The following is an 18,302-nucleotide window of genomic DNA, read 5'->3' as shown; positions in this document are numbered from 1 at the left end:
TGCCACCAGCTATTCTTCTTCGCTCGTTCGAGCAATCGCTTTCATTATCGCATCCATACTAAATCCTCTATATTGCAAGAAGCGAATTTGCTTAGCTTTGATTTTTGGATCTTTTGCGACATCTATACCAAATTTTTTAATTTTAAGCTGATACGCTTGCTCTGACCAATCGACTTCTTTTAATTCTTCTGTAATCAGTTCTTCATCTAATTCTTTCGCTTTTAAAGCCTGTTTGATGCGCTGTAGCCCTTTACCTTTTCTCAATTGGCTTGCTAGGGTAAGTTCTGCGACTCTTTGATCGCTTTGATAGTTTTGCTGTGCTAATTCTGCAACTAACTCTGCAACCTCATCAGGATTGATTGCATATTGATTGAGTTTATTGCTCAGTTCGGCTTGGGAATAATCACGGCGTGTCAGAAGTGCAAAGGCGTAAGAGCGTAGTCTTGTACCTGTAAGCGTTTTGGGTTTTTCTGATTTTTCAGTATTAAACACGTTTTATTTCCTCATGAAAGAAAAACGCCCCGAAGGGCGTTTCAGCTTAGCTTTCTAAAAAGTCTGGTTCTTCTTCAATATCTGTATTTTCGGCTGGCTTGTTTTTAGTCAGAAGTTGTTCTCGAATCAGCTTCTCAATTTCTTGAGCCATTTGAGGGTTTTCTTCAAAATGACGAATTACATTATTTTTACCTTGTCCAATCTTATTACCTTGGTATGAATACCATGCGCCAGCTTTTTGGACGATATCTTGTTGAACTGCGAGGTCAACCAATTCACCTAACTGATTAGTCCCTCTACCGTACATGATTTGGAATACAGCTTCTTTGAAAGGAGGCGCCATTTTGTTTTTTACAACTTTAACGCGTGTTTCGTTACCTGTAATTTCATCGCCTTCTTTTACTTGACCGATACGACGGATATCTAAACGTACAGATGCATAGAATTTAAGTGCGTTACCACCAGTCGTGGTTTCTGGGCTACCAAACATCACACCAATCTTCATACGGATTTGGTTAATGAAGATCACCATACAGTTAGAGCGTTTTGCATTACCGGTAATTTTACGTAATGCCTGACTCATTAAACGTGCTTGTAAGCCCATGTGTGAATCACCCATTTCGCCTTCAATTTCGGCTTTAGGGGTTAATGCAGCAACAGAGTCGACAACGATGAGGTCAATTGCGCCAGAACGTACCAGCATATCTGCGATTTCGAGCGCTTGTTCACCATGGTCAGGTTGTGAAACCAAGAGGTTATCAATATCTACACCTAACTTACGTGCATATTCCGGGTCTAATGCATGTTCTGCATCAATAAATGCACATGTACCGCCATTTTTCTGACATTGAGCAATCGCTTGTAATGTCATGGTCGTTTTACCTGATGATTCAGGACCGTAAATTTCGATGATACGGCCTTTAGGTAATCCGCCAATCCCTAATGCGATATCTAGTGTTAATGAACCTGTAGAAACAGCTTCAACTGCTTGTACAGTGTTATCGCCCAAGCGCATCACTGTATTTTTACCAAATTGCTTCTCAATTTGGCTTAACGCAGCTTGTAACGCTTTGCTTTTATTATCATCCATCTCAAAACCTCAAAACTTTATATTCTTAACGACTAACCCAAGTGGATGTATTGAATCTCAACTTGTTGGGACTCGGGTATAGTGGCAGATTCTAGTTGTTTATTCTACATCTGATCTGTGTCTTTGCGACACAAAATGACGCACCTGAAAGTAGGGAAATTCACTCATCATGATAAGACCATGATTGTACATTTTCCTGCTTAAAACGATTGATATCACGACGATCTTTTTTACTTGGTCGATGATCTGGTCGAGCTAGATTATGCATTTTTCGCTGTGATGCATGCAACTCTCTACGCGCAATACTTTCTTGTGTTTCTTCATAGAGTTGTTGAGCAATAGGAGCGCCACCACGAACGGCAGATAGTGCTTTAATCACTACGGTCTTTTTTTCGAAGCCTTGCTGGATGGTCAGTTCCATTCCTATTCGAACTTCTTTAGAGACTTTAACTCGATCATTGTGATGGTGGACTTTACCGCCTTCGATCGCAGCTTTGGCAATGGAGCGTGTTTTAAAGAAACGAGCCGCCCAAAGCCACTTATCAATACGCATGCTTTCCATGCTGTCTGGTTCATGCTGTTTTGGCATCTGTTACCTGTAGGTTGGTCTCGAGATTGTTGGACTCAAGATAGTCAAATAATTCAGTTAGATGATTGAGTGCAGGATATGGGAGTTCGTTTGCGCTTCTACTTGGTTTACTACTTGATGGTTGTAGAATGCTTACAAGTTGAGAAATACCAAAAGCTTCAGCACCTTTTAAGACAGCAACGGTATCATCAATAAATACAGCTTTCACTGGATCAAAAGGGTGAAGCTGTTGAAGCTTTTGCCAAAATCCAACATCTTCTTTGGCATATCCCAATTCTTCACTACTGATCATAACTTCAAAGTAAGGACTGAGTTCGACATTTTCAAGTTTCAATTGCAGTCCAGCTCGATCTGCATTGGTCAATAACCAGCAGCGATAACCTTTCGCTTTGAGTTGTTCTAGCAGTTGATGGCAGCCAGCGCGTGCAGCAATTTTCTCACGATGTTCATATTGAAGTTGCAGTACATCAATCCCAACTTTAGCAGTCCAGTACGCCGAAGAATACCAAGATAGTGTATGCTTATGCTGTTGGTAGAATTGAAATAGTGTCTGCTGGCTTTGTTCAAGACTGCATTGGTGGACTTGAGCATGTCGTTCGGGCAAACAATGATTCCAAATAAAATCATCAAAGGCTAAATCGAGTAATGTGCCATCCATGTCGAACATGGCAATCGGCTGCTGCTGTAAATCTGAATATGACATAAGGTTGGTCTATGTTTTTAAAAACGCTTGCGCCACAAGATCCGTTAATTTCTCAACTTGTTCCGATTATGGCGCAGGCAAGTCAAATATTGTTGGAAGAATACCAAAGTTATTGTGCAGGTTGTGAATTTAATATTCAGGAAAAAAGTGATGATTCACCAGTAACACAAGCGGATTTGAAAGTGAATCGTTTTTTATTGAAGCATTTAGCTGAAGTGACACCAAACTTACCCGTACTCTCTGAAGAAAGTGATTATTCAGCTCGAAAGGCATGGCTCCAATGTTGGATGCTTGATCCATTAGACGGGACGAAAGAATTTATTCATGAGCGTGATGAATTTACAATTAATTTAAGTTTAATTGATGGGCATTTGACTACATTTGCAATCATCGCAGTGCCGTGTGAGCAAGTGATGTATATTGGCTACACTTCACATCGCCCTTATAAATATAGTTTTAGTCAACAACAATGGTTTCAATATCAGGTTGAAGAGCATTCGGTTAATACGCCGATCCAAATTGGCTTAAGTCATAATAGTAAAAACCCTAAATATCAAAATTTCATCGATCCGATTTTAAAATCGAGAGATGTAACTCGCCGCGAAGCGGGCAGTGCTTATAAGTTCTGTATGATGTTAGAAGGCGAAATTGATATTTATCCACGTTTCCATCCAACTTCTGAGTGGGATACAAGTTCAGGTCAAGCATTGTTAGAAAGTATTGGTGGCGGTTTATTGACTTTAGAGGGTAAACCATTTCTATACAATCAAAGAGATACCGTACTTAATGGTGGTTTTATCGCATTTAAAGATCAATATTGCAAAGATCTTGCTTATGATGCTTTAACGCATTCGGGTATTTTAGATTGAGAGTTATTTCGCGCATGGTATAGTGAAATAAATTTTCATCATTTATAAATATTATGGCGTTACATCTCTTGCCCAAAAGTATGTTTGAAGCAGTCGACTTGTTGCCTGATGCTTCAACACCAGTCACTTTATTTACACGCCACTCTTTACGTGAATTGGTGAATGGGCAGGGTTTTGCTGGTTATGATCTTCAGCTTACAGAGCAAGGTCGAGATCTTGCTTATGCATGGGGGCAGTATTTAATACAAAATACGGATCGCGCCATCCATCATTGTATTTCTAGTCCAATTCAGCGTTGTGTCGATACAGCCGCTTTAATGATTGAAGGGGCTGATGATGCACATAAAGCTTCAAATACACATACGATTGAAATAGTTGAGCAACGTTTGTTGGTTGAACCAGGAAGCTTTGTATTGGATATTCAACAAGCTGCGCCTTATTTTCGTAAACAAGGTGCACTGGGTTTTATTAATAGTTTTGTGAATAATGCCTTACCGGGAATGAAGCATCCGATTACAGGTGTTTTTGATGTGATCGAATTGCTATATCACACGCATCCGTCACAACAAAAAGGATTAAGTTTAGCTGTCAGTCACGATACGATTTTGGCGGCGATAGTTGCAGTGATTTCTGGCAAAAACCAAATTGATAAAGCGGATTGGCCAGATATGATGGAGGGATTATTTGTTTGGTTTGAAGGTGAGGATTTTGCTAATAGTAAATTGAAATGGATTTGGCGTGGGCAAAAACAAGAACTATTAATTAAAGATTTTAAAGATAATTAAAAGAACAATTGGGTTTAAATTAATTTTAGTCATTCATTTTATTTTAGATATTTTATTATATTCTGAATATATTTTTTCATCTTTAAATTAAAGGTGATATTATTATAAATATATGATTTTTATTAACTTTAACTAGTAATCATAATTTATCATTACTGATAATTCATTGTAATTTTTTTGGGGAAATGTGATGCAATTGCAACTCAAACATTTATCTGTATGTATTTTCACTATTATGCTTACTGGTTGTGGTGGAGGTGGTAATAGTGGTGGTTCGGAATCTTCAGGAGATAATACGATAGGGACAGGCAGTACAGAAAATCCTGCTCCACCTGTAGCTGAGAAATATCCAGAGCCAACAAAGGATGTAATCGATGATAATGTTCTGGGCTTTTATGATTACGATAAATTAGGACAGCCACGCTCATTAAGAAATGATTTGAATGGTAGCTTTGCTGCGATGATTCAATTCGGTCAAAGTCATGTAGTCAATCCTAAGAATAATGAAAAAGATTACATGCCACGTTTAACAACGGATAAAGAGGCTTTATTGTTAGTTACACCTTTGGCTGAGATGGGGGATGTAAAGACCTTAAAGGCTGAGATTTATCAGGGCAATCAATTACTCAGAACCGTTGAGTTAGAGGAGCCATCGCGTTTGGCTGCATCTGATCAATCAAATAGTGATGGTCGGCCACCTGTAAGCTATTCAAAGCGCGCTTGGAGTGCACCTTTGAATTGGGGTGAGGTTAAGGCGGGTTTACATATTCGAGTTATTGATCCATTAAATAATCGTATAGGTGATTTGGCTGAGAATGATATTGATTTTGCTGCTCCAGGTGAATTAGTGTTGCAAAATATTCGATTAGGTTTATTGACAGATCCGCCTAAATCAAATGGTCACTATATGCTGTTAGAACCAGCAAAAGCGGGAACAGATTATTTTCAGACGATTCCAGCTGCGCGAATGATTGTCACAAAATATGATGATTTAAAATTAGAAAAAGTAATGGTCGCAAGTGGTGTCATTTACGACACTGTGAGTGCAACTACTGGCGATGTTTATAGTGGTGACATGCGAGAAAATACGGCTAAATCAACTTTTGGTGTGGGTATAAACCTAGCCAATTGGGGAATTACAAGTGCTTCAATGGCAAGTCAAGAACAGCCACAACTTACTCAAAGTGTAGTTACACATCATGCTCGCGGTAAATACAGCAATGGAGAGGCTTCGCACGGATTGAGCGGTGGCAATGGTATGCTAACTTTGATTGATTCTATAGGTAATGAATTTAGCCATGAGATTGGTCATCACTATGGGTTAGGGCACTATCCTGGTTCAGTTGGTAATAATATGTTTTGGGCTGCACATCATGCAGATAGTGGCTGGGGATATATTGCATTTAGAAATAAAATGCGAGGCAATCTAAACTGGACGGCAACAAATTTAGGTGATGGCAGTAACGGTGTTCCAAACTTTTTAAACAAATATGCTTATGGTTGGGATGCAATGTCTGGTGGAGCAACAGCAAGTAACATCTCTAAATATACGCACTACACAGGTTATAGTACCTATTTAAAAATACAGCCAGCTTTTGATCGCTATGTATGGGATAAAAACTCACCAACTGGTTATAAAAAATGGAACGCGACCACACGAGTAATGGAAGTTGCTCAGCCAAAAGTACCGAACTCTGGAAATGTTTGGTACAACAGCGCAGATGGTAATTATTTAAAACCAAGATTATTTGGTGTTCCTGTTTATACGATTCTAGGTGGATATGATCCTGTGAATCAGATTGGTTTAATTTATCCTGCTGCTAAAGGGAATTGGGGGAATGTATTTAATTTGCCTCAAGTTAATACTAATGCAACTACGGCAAACTGTTGGCTCAATGTTCAGTTCGCATCAACTACACAAAATATTGCGCTTGCACCTCAGCGTATGAATAGCAATAGTAATGCCAATAAGTTCCATATCAATATTGCCCAAAGTGAAGCACCTCAACAAGTTAATTTGTATTGTCGAAAAGCCAATGAAAATGCAGTATTACTCTCTACAATGAGCATTCCTGCGAATAATACACCGATTGCACCATTTGTTGAGATTGGTGAGGAGGCTGGTTACTCTGCATTAAAAGAAATTGAGCTTCCAATGCTTGAACAAGCGCTAGTTGCGAACAAAGCAAAACCAGTTGTTAGTCTTTCAACAGATGCTAAGTTGTTATTTGATTCTTACCAGAAATTTAAAAACCAGCTTTCATCCGATGCGCAAACTGAAATGAATCGTTATACGCAACAGCAAACGAAGCTTTATCGTTTGAACCGCTGGATGAATGTGTATCGAGCTGATCTAATAGATATGAATGTTGATGCCTTGGATGCATTCTATACATTCCTAGATAAACTCGAATTAAAAAATGATTTTAATTTAGACTCAGCAGTGAGTTTGATGAATCGAACCAATTGTTTGAAAGCTGAGAGACTTGAAAGCGGGCAATTGAATGCATTTATTAGTGGTGCTACTGGATGTGTTGGAGATGACTCTGAAAAATGGGTTTATGATGCTCTAGGGAAAATACACAGTAAACAATACATTGATCATTGTTTGGCAACAACCTCAGGTAATGTAATTAATTTAATGCCTTGTGATAATAATCAAGCTAATCAAGTTTGGGTTACAGATGTAAGTGCTCAAGCGATTAAGCAATCGAATCAATGTTTTGATTTAGAAGGTGGTTATCTTACCAATAATAGAGCGCGTTTGATTCGTTATAGATGCACTGCTGGCACGAACCAAAAATGGACGATACCATCTGTGAATAATAGCTTAATACTTTCAGGTTTAACGACTAAGAACTTGGCGTTATCTTCTAAAGTATTAACAGTTAATCCATAAAACTCAAAAGGGAGGAGGTAATCAATTTACCTCTTTCTAATTTTTGTAATACGAAAAACTGTAGACAATAAAAAAGCCCGAAAATCGGGCTTTTTTATTTGCTTCAAATTAGTTAGCTAACGCTTTAACTTGAGCATTTAAGCGGCTCTTATGACGAGCAGCTTTATTTTTGTGGATGATACCTTTATCAGCCATACGGTCGATTACAGGTACAGCTGTTTTGTAAGCTTCTGAAGCAGCAGCATAATCACCAGCAGCGATCGCATTTACTGTACGTTTAAGGTAAGTACGAACCATAGAACGCAAGCTTGCGTTGTGTTTACGTGCTTTAACGTTTTGACGAGCACGTTTTTTAGCTTGAGCAGAGTTTGCCACTCGTGCACTCCTTGAAAATAAGTTGGTCTGGGCGGGCTGAAGTTAAAACCAAAAATATTGGCAACATTCACCAGCCCGTAAACAAGTGCCATATTTTGATGAAACTAAGCATCGAAGTCAAGCCTTGTAATGTTTTTAAGTGCATTTAACAGGTGATTATGTTGCAAGAAAACGTTACATTAAGCCTAGTTATAACTTGGATGAAATAAAAATGAAAACAGGTGATAAAAAAGCGATTGTAATAGGTGCTACAGGGTTGGTTGGACAAGCTTTAATAGAGCAATTGCAACAGTCTGAAGAATTCAGTGCGATAACTGCTGTGGTGCGTAAAAAGTCTGATGCATTAGATACTTATAATAAAGTTACTCAGTTTGTCTTAGAAGATTTTTTGTTATTAAATGATGAAGACGTGAATGCATATACGCATGCTTTTAGCTGTTTAGGTAGCACGATTAAACAAGCAGGTTCAAAAGAAGCATTCTATGCAATTGACTATGAAATGAATGCTCATTTTGCTGATTTACTTCAAGATAAAGATGTTCACTTATTGGTCGTTAGTGCTTTGGGAGCGAGTGCAAATTCACCAATTTTCTATAATAAAGTTAAAGGTGAATTAGAAAATTACCTCAGAAGTTTATCTCTTTATAAATTATCAATTTTTCAGCCATCATTATTGATTGGTAAACGAAGCGATGTGCGTTTTCTAGAAGATATGGCACAAACTGCATTTAAGCTTGTAGAACAAGCATGGACTAAGCCGTTTAAATATAAGCCTGTAACCGCAGAGCAATTGGCGCATACTATGCTGGTTGCAGCCCAAACACAAACTGCCGCATTTAAACTGTTTGATAATTTAATGATACAACAAACTCGATAATGGAGAAGCTCAGTGACAACAGTATCTTTCGTAACTTGTGATTTGTTAGATGACAACCCTGAAAAAGATTTACAAGTCGTAACACCATGCTTAGATGGGAAGTTCTTCAAGAGTTATGGAGCTCGTAAAACTTTTGGTGGCCAAATTGTGACTGTAAAGTGCTTTGAAGATAATTCTCGTGTTAAAGAGTTATTGGCAACTGATGGAACAGGTAAGGTACTTGTTGTTGATGGTGGTGCTTCTATGCGTTGTGCATTGATGGGAGACATGATTGCGGAATCAGCAGTGAAAAATCACTGGAATGGTGTTGTGATCTATGGTTGTGTGCGTGATGTAGATGCAATTGCTGAACTTGATTTAGGTGTACATGCATTGGCTGCAATTCCACAAAAAAGTAATCGTAAAGGCATAGGTGAAGTTGATATCACATTGTATTTTGGTGGTGTGACAATCAGTTCTGGTGATTATATCTATGCAGATAATAACGGAATTGTGATTGCGAAAGAAAAATTAGTCGACTGCTAAAGGGTTAGCGATATGCTGAAAATGGTGAATCATCAATTTAAAGTTTTACAATCTGTGGTTGCGAGTATCATTGAGGGTGGGCGAGGTGTATCAGGTACGCCTTTTCCTCAACAACCAACAAAACCTTTAAAGCTTTATGAATTTGAAGGTTCGCCATTCTGCCGTCGAGTTCGAGAAGTAGTGACCTTATTGAACTTAGATGTGGAGATTTATCCATGTCCTAAAGGCGGTCAGAAATATCGACAAATTGTAAAGAGCAAAGGTGGAAAAAGACAATTTCCATTTTTAATTGATGAAAATACAGGTGATCAACTTTATGAATCACAAGATATTATTCATCATTTATTTAAACATTATGGTAAAACGGGGCAGACCCCTAAGAAATACAGCCATTATCCTAAATTACCTTATGTTTCGACTTTGGCTTCAGTTGCAAATGCGGCACGTGGTGTATGGATCAATAAGAAAATTATTGATCGAGCAGCACCCGAACACCTATTAGAGTTGTGGAGCTTTGAGGCAAGCCCTTATACGCGTTTAGTCCGTGAAGCTTTATGTGAATTGGAAATTCCATATGTTCTGCATAATGTGCCTAAGGAGCGTTGGCAAGATATGGGGCCAGCCATTCTACGTTTAAAACCCGGTAAATATATTCCATTACCGAATGGCAAGCGTGAAAAGGTTGTCGAAATTATGGGGCGCGATATTCAAGTTCCATTTTTAATTGATCCAAACACAGGCGTGAAGATGTTTGAGTCGGCTAAGATTGTTGATTATTTGAAAAAACAATATGGATAACCTGATTTAAAAAAAGCATCCGTTAAGGGTGCTTTTTTATTCCTGATTGATTGTTAGCTTGCATCAATGAGTACTTTATCGTTTTAATAAGCAAGTTATCAAAGCAAAGCTGTATAGATAGATCAAATGTTAAGCCAACTAACTAACCTATTCAAAAGTTCAAAGGAAACACCTGAACAGTTATTTCTTAGGGAAAATGACTTAGTTTTTGATAGTCGTGGTGCAATTTATAAATGCATTGTTTTGAATGAGTTGGGATTTCGTCTGGAATATTTCTCAAACCGAAAGTTAGATCGATTTGACGATCTCGAAAAGCTATTTCGGATTGCACCGCAAATTAATGAAAAGATCGATCTAGAAATACACTCACAGCGTTTTGTTGAGCGGTTGGGGAATACAGAAGAAAATCTTAAACAGTTGAAGCAAGCGATTAAAGTTTTAAATGATTATTATGTGAAGTTTAAAAGAGCTAGATAGTTTGGTTTCAAGCCTGAATTAATAAATATATTTTCATAGTTACGATAACTAGATAGGCTGTGTTTACCTTTACTTTTCAGAGATGAAAAGTAAGCAAAATCTTTTGTTGGACTGACGGTACATCCTTGTTACCGCAGTCCAACAAGGCGGCGTCCATGCCACCAACCATGATAGTAAATGATGGTTTAAATTTAGAAAGGTGAATTTTTTTAACTCAGAATATAAAAAAGGGACTAAATCCAAAGATTTAATCCCTCTTGAGTCTAGCTAGTAATTATTTTTCAATAATTGCTGTTACGCCTTGACCACCAGCAGCACAGATCGAAACTAAGATACGACCTGAACCTTTTTGGTTTAAGATTTTTGCAGCAGTTGCGATGATACGACCACCAGTCGCAGCGAATGGGTGACCCGCAGCTAAAGAAGAACCTTTAACGTTTAATTTGCTACGATCAATTGAACCTAAAGGTGCATCTAAACCTAAACGCTCTTTACAGAATTTCTCATCTTCCCAAGCTTTCAATGTAGAAAGAACTTGTGATGCAAATGCTTCGTGAATTTCGTAGTAGTCAAAATCTTGAAGTTTAAGACCAGCGCGCTCAAGCATACGTGGAACTGCATAAGCAGGTGCCATCAATAAGCCTTCTTTCTTGCCAACGAAATCAACCGCAGCAGTTTCAGAGAACGTTAAGTAAGCTAGAACTTCGTGACCATTTGCTTTAGCCCATTCTTCAGAAGCTAAAAGTACGCATGAAGCACCATCAGTAAGTGGAGTAGAGTTACCAGCTGTCATTGTTGCAGCTTCGCCTTTACCAAATACTGGTTTTAACTTCGCTAATTTCTCAGCAGTTGAGTCAGCACGTAAGTTGTTGTCACGGCTTAAACCTAAGAATGGTGTAATTAAGTCATCGAAGAAACCTTCTTCGTATGCTTTTGCCATTTTTTGGTGAGAAGAAGCAGCTAAAGCGTCTTGATCTTCACGAGCAATACCCCATTCAAGCGCAGTGATTGCTTGATGGTCACCCATAGATAAACCAGTACGTGGTTCACCATTTTTAGGTGCATCCATAAGATCTTTAACATTGATCTTAGAAAGTGCTTTTAAACGGTCTTTACCAGTTTTAGCGATGTTAAGCTCAAGTAAAGCTTTACGTAAACCATCACCAAACGCGATAGGTGCGTCAGAAGTCGTATCTACACCACCTGCGATACCTACTTCGATTTGACCTAATGCAATTTTGTTTGCAACTTGGAATGCTGCTTGTAAACCAGTACCACAAGCTTGTTGAAGATCACAAGCTGGAGTTTCTGGAGCAAGTTGAGTATTCAATACACATTCACGAGTCATATTGAAATCACGGCTGTGCTTTAATACTGCGCCAGCAACAACTTCACCTAAGCGTTGACCTTGTAGGTTGAAGCGCTCAACCAAACCATTTAATGCAGCAGTAAACATGTCGATGTTTGAAGCTGTAAAATAAGCGCCGTTTGAACGAGCAAATGGAATACGGTTACCGCCGATAATGGCAACACGGCGAACAGTGTTTTGGCTCATGGTTTTATCCTGTTGAACAGAAGGTTTGGTTGTTTTAGCTGGCGCTGCTTTTGTAGATGTAGAAGAAGCAGTGCTTTTCGGACTACGAGTAGTAGCACGCGTACGAGTCGTTTTAGGTGTCGTGCTTGCTGCTTTAGAGGTCGTGCCAGCAGTTTTACGTGTAGTAGAAGCTGCTTTTGATGTATTTGACACATTTTCTTCAGCAGAATTCTCGACTGCTGGATTTTCTTGAGTTGTTTTGCTCATAAGGCTTTTCCAAGCATAATTGCGATATTCTTGTGACAACAATACCATATTTACAATACTGCTGTATTGACTAGAATGACGCTGTAGACCACATTCAGGTCAAGACATCAGAACATGAACTCAAGTATGATTTATGACGAGTCAATCAAACATTGATTTCATGTAATTTGATTAACATGATGCATGTGTTTGTAAAAAATTCATTTGTATGAGAGATAATAATCATGACCGATCAATACCAAGCATTTACACAATCGCCTTTGGGTAAATTTGTTGTAAAAAATTTAGGTTTACCATCGCCAGTAACGTTAGATCGTTTTGAAAGTGCTCAACCTGTTGTGAATGGTGCAGTATTGCTTGGCGCAGCGCCTTCAAGCACGATTTCTGCTGCTATTGCTCAGGTTCTTAGCAATATCCATGCAGATAGCTATGTGGGTAATAATGTTGAATTACAACAAACCGCGGCGAAAGTTGGTTTAAACCTTCGTCCTTTAAATGCAGACGATAAAGAGTCTAAATTTAAAGCAGTTGTATTTGATGCTTCTGGTATTCAAGATTCAGAACAACTTAAAGAGTTGTATAACTTCTTTAACCCAATTGCTCGCCAGATTTCTAGTTCTGGTCGTGTAATTGTAATTGGTACAACGCCTGAAACTGCAAAGACAGTGAAACAAGCGATTGCTCAACGTGCGCTTGAAGGTTTCATCAAATCAGTCGGTAAAGAGTTCAAAAAAGGCATCACTGCTCAAGTTGTTTATGTAGACCAAGGTGCAGAAGCAAATCTTGAATCTACGTTACGTTTCTTAATTTCTCCACGTTCTGCTTATGTTTCAGGTCAAGTGGTTCGTGTTTCTAAAGCAGACGTTGTTGATCTAGACTGGGCGAAGCCACTTGCAGGTAAGACCGCATTAGTGACTGGTGCAAGCCGTGGTATTGGTGAAGCAATTGCAAACGTACTTGCTCGTGACGGCGCACACGTAATTTGCTTGGATGTACCGCAACAGCAAGCTGATCTTGAGCGTGTTGCAGGTTCAATCGGTGGTTCTGTATTGGCAATTGATATTACTGCTGCGGATGCTGGCGAGAAAATCAAAACTGCTGCTGCAAAACAAGGTGGTTTAGACGTTATTGTTCACAATGCTGGTATTACTCGTGACAAAACTTTGGCAAACATGAAGCCAGAGCTTTGGGACTTAGTTATCAACATTAATTTATCTGCAATCGAACGCGTTAACGATTACTTACTATCAAATGATGGTTTAAATGCAAATGGTCGTATCGTTTGTGTATCATCAATCAGTGGTATCGCTGGTAACTTAGGTCAAACTAACTACGCTGTTTCTAAAGCGGGTGTTATTGGCTTAGTGAAATTTACTGCGCCTACATTGAAAAACGGTATTACGATTAATGCTGTTGCGCCTGGTTTCATTGAAACTCAAATGACTGCTGCGATTCCTTTTGCGATTCGTGAAGCTGGTCGTCGTATGAACTCTATGAACCAAGGTGGTTTACCTGTAGATGTTGCAGAAGCAATTGCTTGGTATGCATCTACTGGTTCAACGGGTGTTACAGGTAACGTTGTTCGTGTATGTGGTCAAAGCTTATTAGGTGCGTAAGCATTAGGGTTTTGAAGAGGGGTGCTTGTGCATCCCTTTTTTATAAAAAATATCAAAAGGTTGATTATGAACACACGTCATTTTAGTGAATTACCAAAACCTTATTTGGCTTATCCAAAAGTTATTCAGGGTTTAATTTTTAAAAAGCCAAAAGGCGAGAAAGTATTACCACAAGTTGAGTATGTGGTGGATACATTAAAAATTGATACCAAGCATTTAGAAAGCTATAACGAAATCTGTGGTTTTAAAAATGATGGTTTTGTGCCTGCGATCTATTTAGCCGTACTATCTCAAAGCCTACAAATGCATATGATGACAAGCGAAGCTTTCCCATTTGCAATTTTAGGTTTAGTTCATATCCGCAATCAGATCAAACAAATGCGTAAAATCGGTGTGAATGAACAAATCACATTGTCATGCAAGTTTGGTGAGCTGAAACCACATGATAAAGGTTTACAGTTTGATTTCATTACGACGGCGAAGGTCGGTGCTGAAGTTGTGATGGAAAGTCTAACAACATATCTGTCACGTCAGAAAGTTGAGAAAAAAGCGGCTGAGAAAGCGAAAGACACTCAAGAGCCAGCTTATCAACCGCAGGCTGAATGGAATATTTCAGAAAATACAGGCCGTCGTTATGCGTTGATTTCAGGTGATTTCAACTTAATTCATATTCATGCGGTGACTGCAAAAGCTTTTGGTTTTAAACAAGCAATTGCACATGGTATGTGGAGCAAAGCAAAAGCTTTAGCAAATGTGCAGCTTCCAGATGCTTATGAAGCAGACGTATGGTTTAAGTTACCAATGTACTTACCTTCAAAAGTAGAATTTTTAACTGCTACAGACGCTAAGCAGACTGACTTTTTAATTCGTAATGTTAAATCTAAAAAGCCACATGTTGCGGGTACTGTAAAAGCAATCTAAGCCATTATTCATATGTTCAATATCCCTTTTGTTCGCAAGAGGGATATTTAAAATATAAATATCATAAGGATGCGTACATTGATTAAAGAGATTTTGTTTGCCGACACACATAATTATCATGGCAATGTTGATGACCGTTTCGCTGATCTAGCAACACAATTTAGCCGTTTACAAGATGCGCGAAGTCATCAAGGCGGTGCGGCTTTAGTGGTGTATTTCAAAGGCCAAAAAGTTGTTGATATTTTCACGGGTAAGAAATCTCAGGATGAAGCTTGGCAAGCAGATACTTTGTCGATGTGCTATTCAACAGGAAAAGGAATTTTAGCCACGCTTGCACATATTTTAGTGAGCGAAGGCATACTGGATTATGATCTACCGATTGCACATTATTGGCCAGAGTTTGCACAAAATGGCAAGCAAGCAATAACTGTACGCCATGTACTGTCTCACCAAAGTGGTTTATTCGATATTCGAAATACCATTGAGACAGCAACAGAAATGTTGGATTGGTCGCATATGCTAGATGTTATGGCTGCTGCTACACCACGCTTTTCAGCAGGACAAAGCTTTGCTTATCAACCGCTCACGTATGGTTGGATTATTGGTGGGGTTCTTGAGAAAGCAGCAAAACAGCCTTTAAGTTGGTTAATGCAACGCTATCTTGTACAGCCACTTGAACTTGATGGTGCATATTTTGGTACGCCAACTTCGGAGTTGGGGCGTGTCGCACGGTTACTAGAGAAGCCTAAGTCTCAATCTCAAGCAAAACCGCAAGTACAAAAGCCTCAAGCCGCTCGTAAAGCATCTTTATCAGAAAGATTGTTAGAGTTATCTGGGCAAAGTCCACAAGATTTCCAAGATGCGATGATTCCAAAAGGGATGCGTAATTTTAGTTTTTATAGTGATGCGGGTTTACAAGCGGTCATTCCTGCTGCAAATGGTGTTTTCACTGCAAATAGCCTTGCAAAAGTATACGCAATGCTTGCGAATCAAGGACAGTGGCAGGGGCAACAACTGGTTCGTCCAGAAGTCTTTAAACAATTGAGTACGGTACAAAGCAAGACTCGTGATCGAGTGATGCCGATTCCTATGCATTGGCGTTTGGGGTATCACCGTATTTTAACAATGGGTAAGCGTGCGCCGCATGGTTTCGGTCATGTTGGTTTTAATGGTTCAGGTGCTTGGTGTGATCCAGATCGAGAACTAAGCTTTGCTTATACGCACAATTTTAATATTACTTCAGCTACAGGCGATTATCGTTTGTGGGGCTTGAGCCAAGAAACTTTACGTTGTGCAGATGAAATTCTAAAAGGAAGAAAAGGCTGGTTTTAGAATTTCATTTTCTATCTTCAGTTAATCAATAAAATTTATATTCAAAAATGGTTTATTGATTCTAACTAGATTACTTGTATTTAAAAGAACGATTTAAAACTGATTAATATTCTTAAGTTGATTTTAATAAAAAGATAAATATGCGGCAGATTAGGCAATCCCATCCAAATTTAAGATTTAATACCAAGTAATTGTTTCAAGATTGCTTGAGTAGTTGTTTCTAAAAAGAAATTTGAACACGTATGCATATTTATTAAAATTAAATTATTGATAGTTATTTATTTTTTTACAAAATAGTTTTGTTTTTAGAATGTTTTTTTGATAGCTTTAATCATGCAAAAAACACAAAAACAAGGATTATTAAATGAAATTTGGATTAAAGGCGATCTGTTTAGTGGGGGCGATAGCAGCATCTGCGGTGTATGCATCAACAATCTTATCTCCAAATCAGATTAACAATTCAGGTAATATCCCGAATGGATACAGCGAATTAACTTTTGCATTGTCAAATGGGAATTGGGCAAAAAATCTCTATTTGCCGACAACCGCAAATCATCTAGATAAAGTTACGATTCAATCTAGTGCTGCTTATAAAAGTTACCTAGATACCTCCAACACAAATTTACCGTTAGAAGTCTTGGAAATTCAAAGTGGAGACAGTTTTCAGTTTGTATTCGATGCAAACATAAAGAAATGGTTAATTCAGCTTGCGACCCTTAGTCCAGTGAACAACTCACAATACGAGCAAATGTCACTAAGTACGGCAAAAATTCAACATGTACTTATTGCTGATGGAAAATGGGCAAGCACTATTGCATTACCTTCAAATGTAAATAATGGTAGTTTAGTTCAAATTACTTCCACAGCGGCTTACCCATCACAACTAGCTAAAGATAATTTACTTTTCCCGAGTAGTTATAACCTAAATAAAGGCAGTGAATATTGGTTTAAATACAATTCTGCATTGCAAAAATGGATACCTGAATATATTAAACCACTACAATTAAACGTGAAAGATATTGGAAGCTCGCTTAATGCAGTGTCATCACCATTAACTGAAGTAAGTTTTGCTGATGCAAATTGGGTACCAAATTTCACACTACCAGCAATAGCAAATGATAGGGATCGAATAGTTGTAAAATCTTCAGCGACTTGGTCAGCAAAAATTTCAAATACGAATATCAATACTACTGCAACCTTAACTTTGAAAAAAGGAGATCAGTATGAGTTTATGTATGTGAGTGATCGTGCGCATTGGGTGCTGATGTCGTCTCCGATAAAAACAATTGATGCAAATACAACTATTCCTTCAACTTTACCTAGTATGACTGAACCAACTTTAAAGGTAAAAATCTCAAATACAAATTGGAAGCAAACATTAAATCTGCCGAGTTATGCACAAGTAGGCGATAAAGTGATTGTGAGCTCTACAGCTGATTCGAATAGTTTTATAGTTGCAGAGAATGGTCTTTCTGAAACGATCAAAAATGGCGAAAATCGACGTTTTGCTTACACGAGCCAAGGTTGGGTTGCTGACAGCTATGTAGTAGATATGTTGTTGGTCAATAGTCCTGAAGTTTCGACTATATTGGGCGATAGTGCAGCTAAAATTCGAATGACTGAAGGATTGAATTTAACCAATTTAACTGCTGAGAATTCATCAGCTAAATTCTATCTACGAGACGTTGGTTATTTGACTTATAAAATACCAGCATCGACTTTACTTGATGCGATTAATGTTGGGCGTTCAGATACAACTGTTCAAGCAGAGCGTAAACGTGTATTAGCAGATGGTGTTTATTACCAAGGTAATGAGCCTGGTGCAGGAGGATGTGGTTGGGCTTGGATCAATGCGAGTTCTTACAATATGATCGGTGCAAATGATATAGCAGGTTGTTCAGTTGCTGCGATGCGTCATGAAGTAGGACATAATTTGGGTATTTATCACGGTGACTCAACTAACATTGGTTCAGGATTTACGCATCCTCTAGGAAGTACAGCTTTAGGTGGTAATAACTTAAACTTCTATTCAAGTCCGTATTTATATAATCCGAAATATGGTGTTCGTTTAGGAGAAGAGGGTAAGAAGGATGCTGTAGGTGTTATTAACGCAAATGTTGTCCGAATCTCTCAATACAATTAAGTGATTTTTG

17 protein-coding genes are annotated in these 18,302 nt (G+C 38.4%); 11 read left to right on the top strand and 6 right to left on the bottom strand.

What is annotated here, in order from left to right:
- Window positions 1-9: 9 nt before the first annotated feature.
- From ACF8D3_RS10050 to ACF8D3_RS10035, 4 genes are all read right to left on the bottom strand, one after another.
- Window positions 10-492, bottom strand: coding sequence for a regulatory protein RecX (locus tag ACF8D3_RS10050; protein ID WP_004878746.1), 483 nt, complete (start codon window positions 490-492; stop codon window positions 10-12).
- A gap of 46 nt (window positions 493-538) precedes the next feature.
- Window positions 539-1,582, bottom strand: a complete 1,044-nt coding sequence (gene recA / locus ACF8D3_RS10045) for a recombinase RecA (RefSeq protein ID WP_392471334.1) — start codon at window positions 1,580-1,582, stop codon at window positions 539-541.
- A 160-nt stretch (window positions 1,583-1,742) separates the two neighbouring features.
- Window positions 1,743-2,171 carry an RNA-binding S4 domain-containing protein gene (locus ACF8D3_RS10040; protein WP_004878750.1) on the bottom strand — a complete coding sequence of 143 codons (429 nt, stop codon included), beginning with the start codon at window positions 2,169-2,171 and terminating at the stop codon, window positions 1,743-1,745.
- Window positions 2,155-2,874 (bottom strand): HAD-IA family hydrolase, encoded by a 720-nt coding sequence (locus ACF8D3_RS10035; RefSeq protein WP_392471331.1) that lies wholly within the window; start codon window positions 2,872-2,874, stop codon window positions 2,155-2,157. Before ACF8D3_RS10035 ends, ACF8D3_RS10040 begins: the two co-directional genes overlap by 17 nt.
- Before the next feature lie 11 nt (window positions 2,875-2,885).
- Between ACF8D3_RS10035 and ACF8D3_RS10030 the strand changes: the two genes are divergently transcribed.
- The 3 genes from ACF8D3_RS10030 to ACF8D3_RS10020 all read left to right on the top strand — a co-directional run bounded on the left by ACF8D3_RS10030 (window position 2,886) and on the right by ACF8D3_RS10020 (window position 7,427).
- Complete coding sequence (locus ACF8D3_RS10030) at window positions 2,886-3,743, top strand: 3'(2'),5'-bisphosphate nucleotidase CysQ (protein WP_392471329.1); 858 nt, start codon at window positions 2,886-2,888, stop codon at window positions 3,741-3,743.
- 53 nt (window positions 3,744-3,796) lie between these two features.
- Window positions 3,797-4,528, top strand: a complete 732-nt coding sequence (locus tag ACF8D3_RS10025; protein WP_023012942.1) for a histidine phosphatase family protein — start codon at window positions 3,797-3,799, stop codon at window positions 4,526-4,528.
- A 190-nt stretch (window positions 4,529-4,718) separates the two neighbouring features.
- A complete protein-coding gene (locus ACF8D3_RS10020) occupies window positions 4,719-7,427 on the top strand; it encodes a M66 family metalloprotease (RefSeq protein ID WP_392471328.1) in 2,709 nt (902 codons plus the stop codon).
- Window positions 7,428-7,535: 108 nt separating this feature from the next.
- Here the strand turns inward: ACF8D3_RS10020 and rpsT are convergent, their stop codons facing one another.
- Window positions 7,536-7,802, bottom strand: a complete 267-nt coding sequence (gene rpsT / locus ACF8D3_RS10015; protein WP_004878761.1) for a 30S ribosomal protein S20 — start codon at window positions 7,800-7,802, stop codon at window positions 7,536-7,538.
- Window positions 7,803-8,013: 211 nt separating this feature from the next.
- On the opposite strand from rpsT, the gene ACF8D3_RS10010 reads away from it, so the two are divergent.
- The 4 genes from ACF8D3_RS10010 to ACF8D3_RS09995 all read left to right on the top strand — a co-directional run bounded on the left by ACF8D3_RS10010 (window position 8,014) and on the right by ACF8D3_RS09995 (window position 10,479).
- On the top strand, window positions 8,014-8,679 hold the full coding sequence (locus ACF8D3_RS10010; RefSeq protein WP_004878763.1) for an NAD(P)H-binding protein: 666 nt from the start codon (window positions 8,014-8,016) through the stop codon (window positions 8,677-8,679).
- A 12-nt stretch (window positions 8,680-8,691) separates the two neighbouring features.
- Complete coding sequence (gene rraA, locus ACF8D3_RS10005; protein ID WP_004878765.1) at window positions 8,692-9,204, top strand: ribonuclease E activity regulator RraA; 513 nt, start codon at window positions 8,692-8,694, stop codon at window positions 9,202-9,204.
- Window positions 9,205-9,216: 12 nt separating this feature from the next.
- Complete coding sequence (locus tag ACF8D3_RS10000) at window positions 9,217-10,002, top strand: glutathione S-transferase N-terminal domain-containing protein (protein WP_392471327.1); 786 nt, start codon at window positions 9,217-9,219, stop codon at window positions 10,000-10,002.
- 126 nt (window positions 10,003-10,128) lie between these two features.
- Complete coding sequence (locus tag ACF8D3_RS09995; protein WP_392471325.1) at window positions 10,129-10,479, top strand: hypothetical protein; 351 nt, start codon at window positions 10,129-10,131, stop codon at window positions 10,477-10,479.
- A gap of 274 nt (window positions 10,480-10,753) precedes the next feature.
- Here ACF8D3_RS09995 and ACF8D3_RS09990 read toward each other — a convergent pair whose 3' ends face one another.
- Entirely contained in the window at window positions 10,754-12,280 is a 1,527-nt protein-coding gene (locus ACF8D3_RS09990; protein ID WP_004878771.1) for an acetyl-CoA C-acetyltransferase, read from the bottom strand.
- A gap of 224 nt (window positions 12,281-12,504) precedes the next feature.
- On the opposite strand from ACF8D3_RS09990, the gene ACF8D3_RS09985 reads away from it, so the two are divergent.
- From ACF8D3_RS09985 to cpaA, 4 genes are all read left to right on the top strand, one after another.
- Window positions 12,505-13,896 (top strand): 3-oxoacyl-ACP reductase, encoded by a 1,392-nt coding sequence (locus tag ACF8D3_RS09985; RefSeq protein ID WP_004878773.1) that lies wholly within the window; start codon window positions 12,505-12,507, stop codon window positions 13,894-13,896.
- Between the two features lie 66 nt (window positions 13,897-13,962).
- Window positions 13,963-14,817, top strand: a complete 855-nt coding sequence (locus tag ACF8D3_RS09980; protein WP_312102615.1) for a MaoC/PaaZ C-terminal domain-containing protein — start codon at window positions 13,963-13,965, stop codon at window positions 14,815-14,817.
- Window positions 14,818-14,895: 78 nt separating this feature from the next.
- Window positions 14,896-16,149: a serine hydrolase domain-containing protein gene (locus ACF8D3_RS09975; RefSeq protein WP_392471322.1), complete on the top strand. Its 1,254-nt coding sequence runs from the start codon at window positions 14,896-14,898 to the stop codon at window positions 16,147-16,149.
- Window positions 16,150-16,513: 364 nt separating this feature from the next.
- On the top strand, window positions 16,514-18,292 hold the full coding sequence (gene cpaA, locus ACF8D3_RS09970; RefSeq protein WP_392471320.1) for a metalloendopeptidase CpaA: 1,779 nt from the start codon (window positions 16,514-16,516) through the stop codon (window positions 18,290-18,292).
- Window positions 18,293-18,302: the final 10 nt, after the last annotated feature.

Origin of the sequence: Acinetobacter sp. YQ_14 (assembly GCF_043102985.1) — a bacterium.
Classification (GTDB): domain Bacteria; phylum Pseudomonadota; class Gammaproteobacteria; order Pseudomonadales; family Moraxellaceae; genus Acinetobacter; species Acinetobacter venetianus.
Note: the sequence above shows the minus strand (reverse complement) of the source record. Positions and strands in the feature narration are given on the sequence as shown.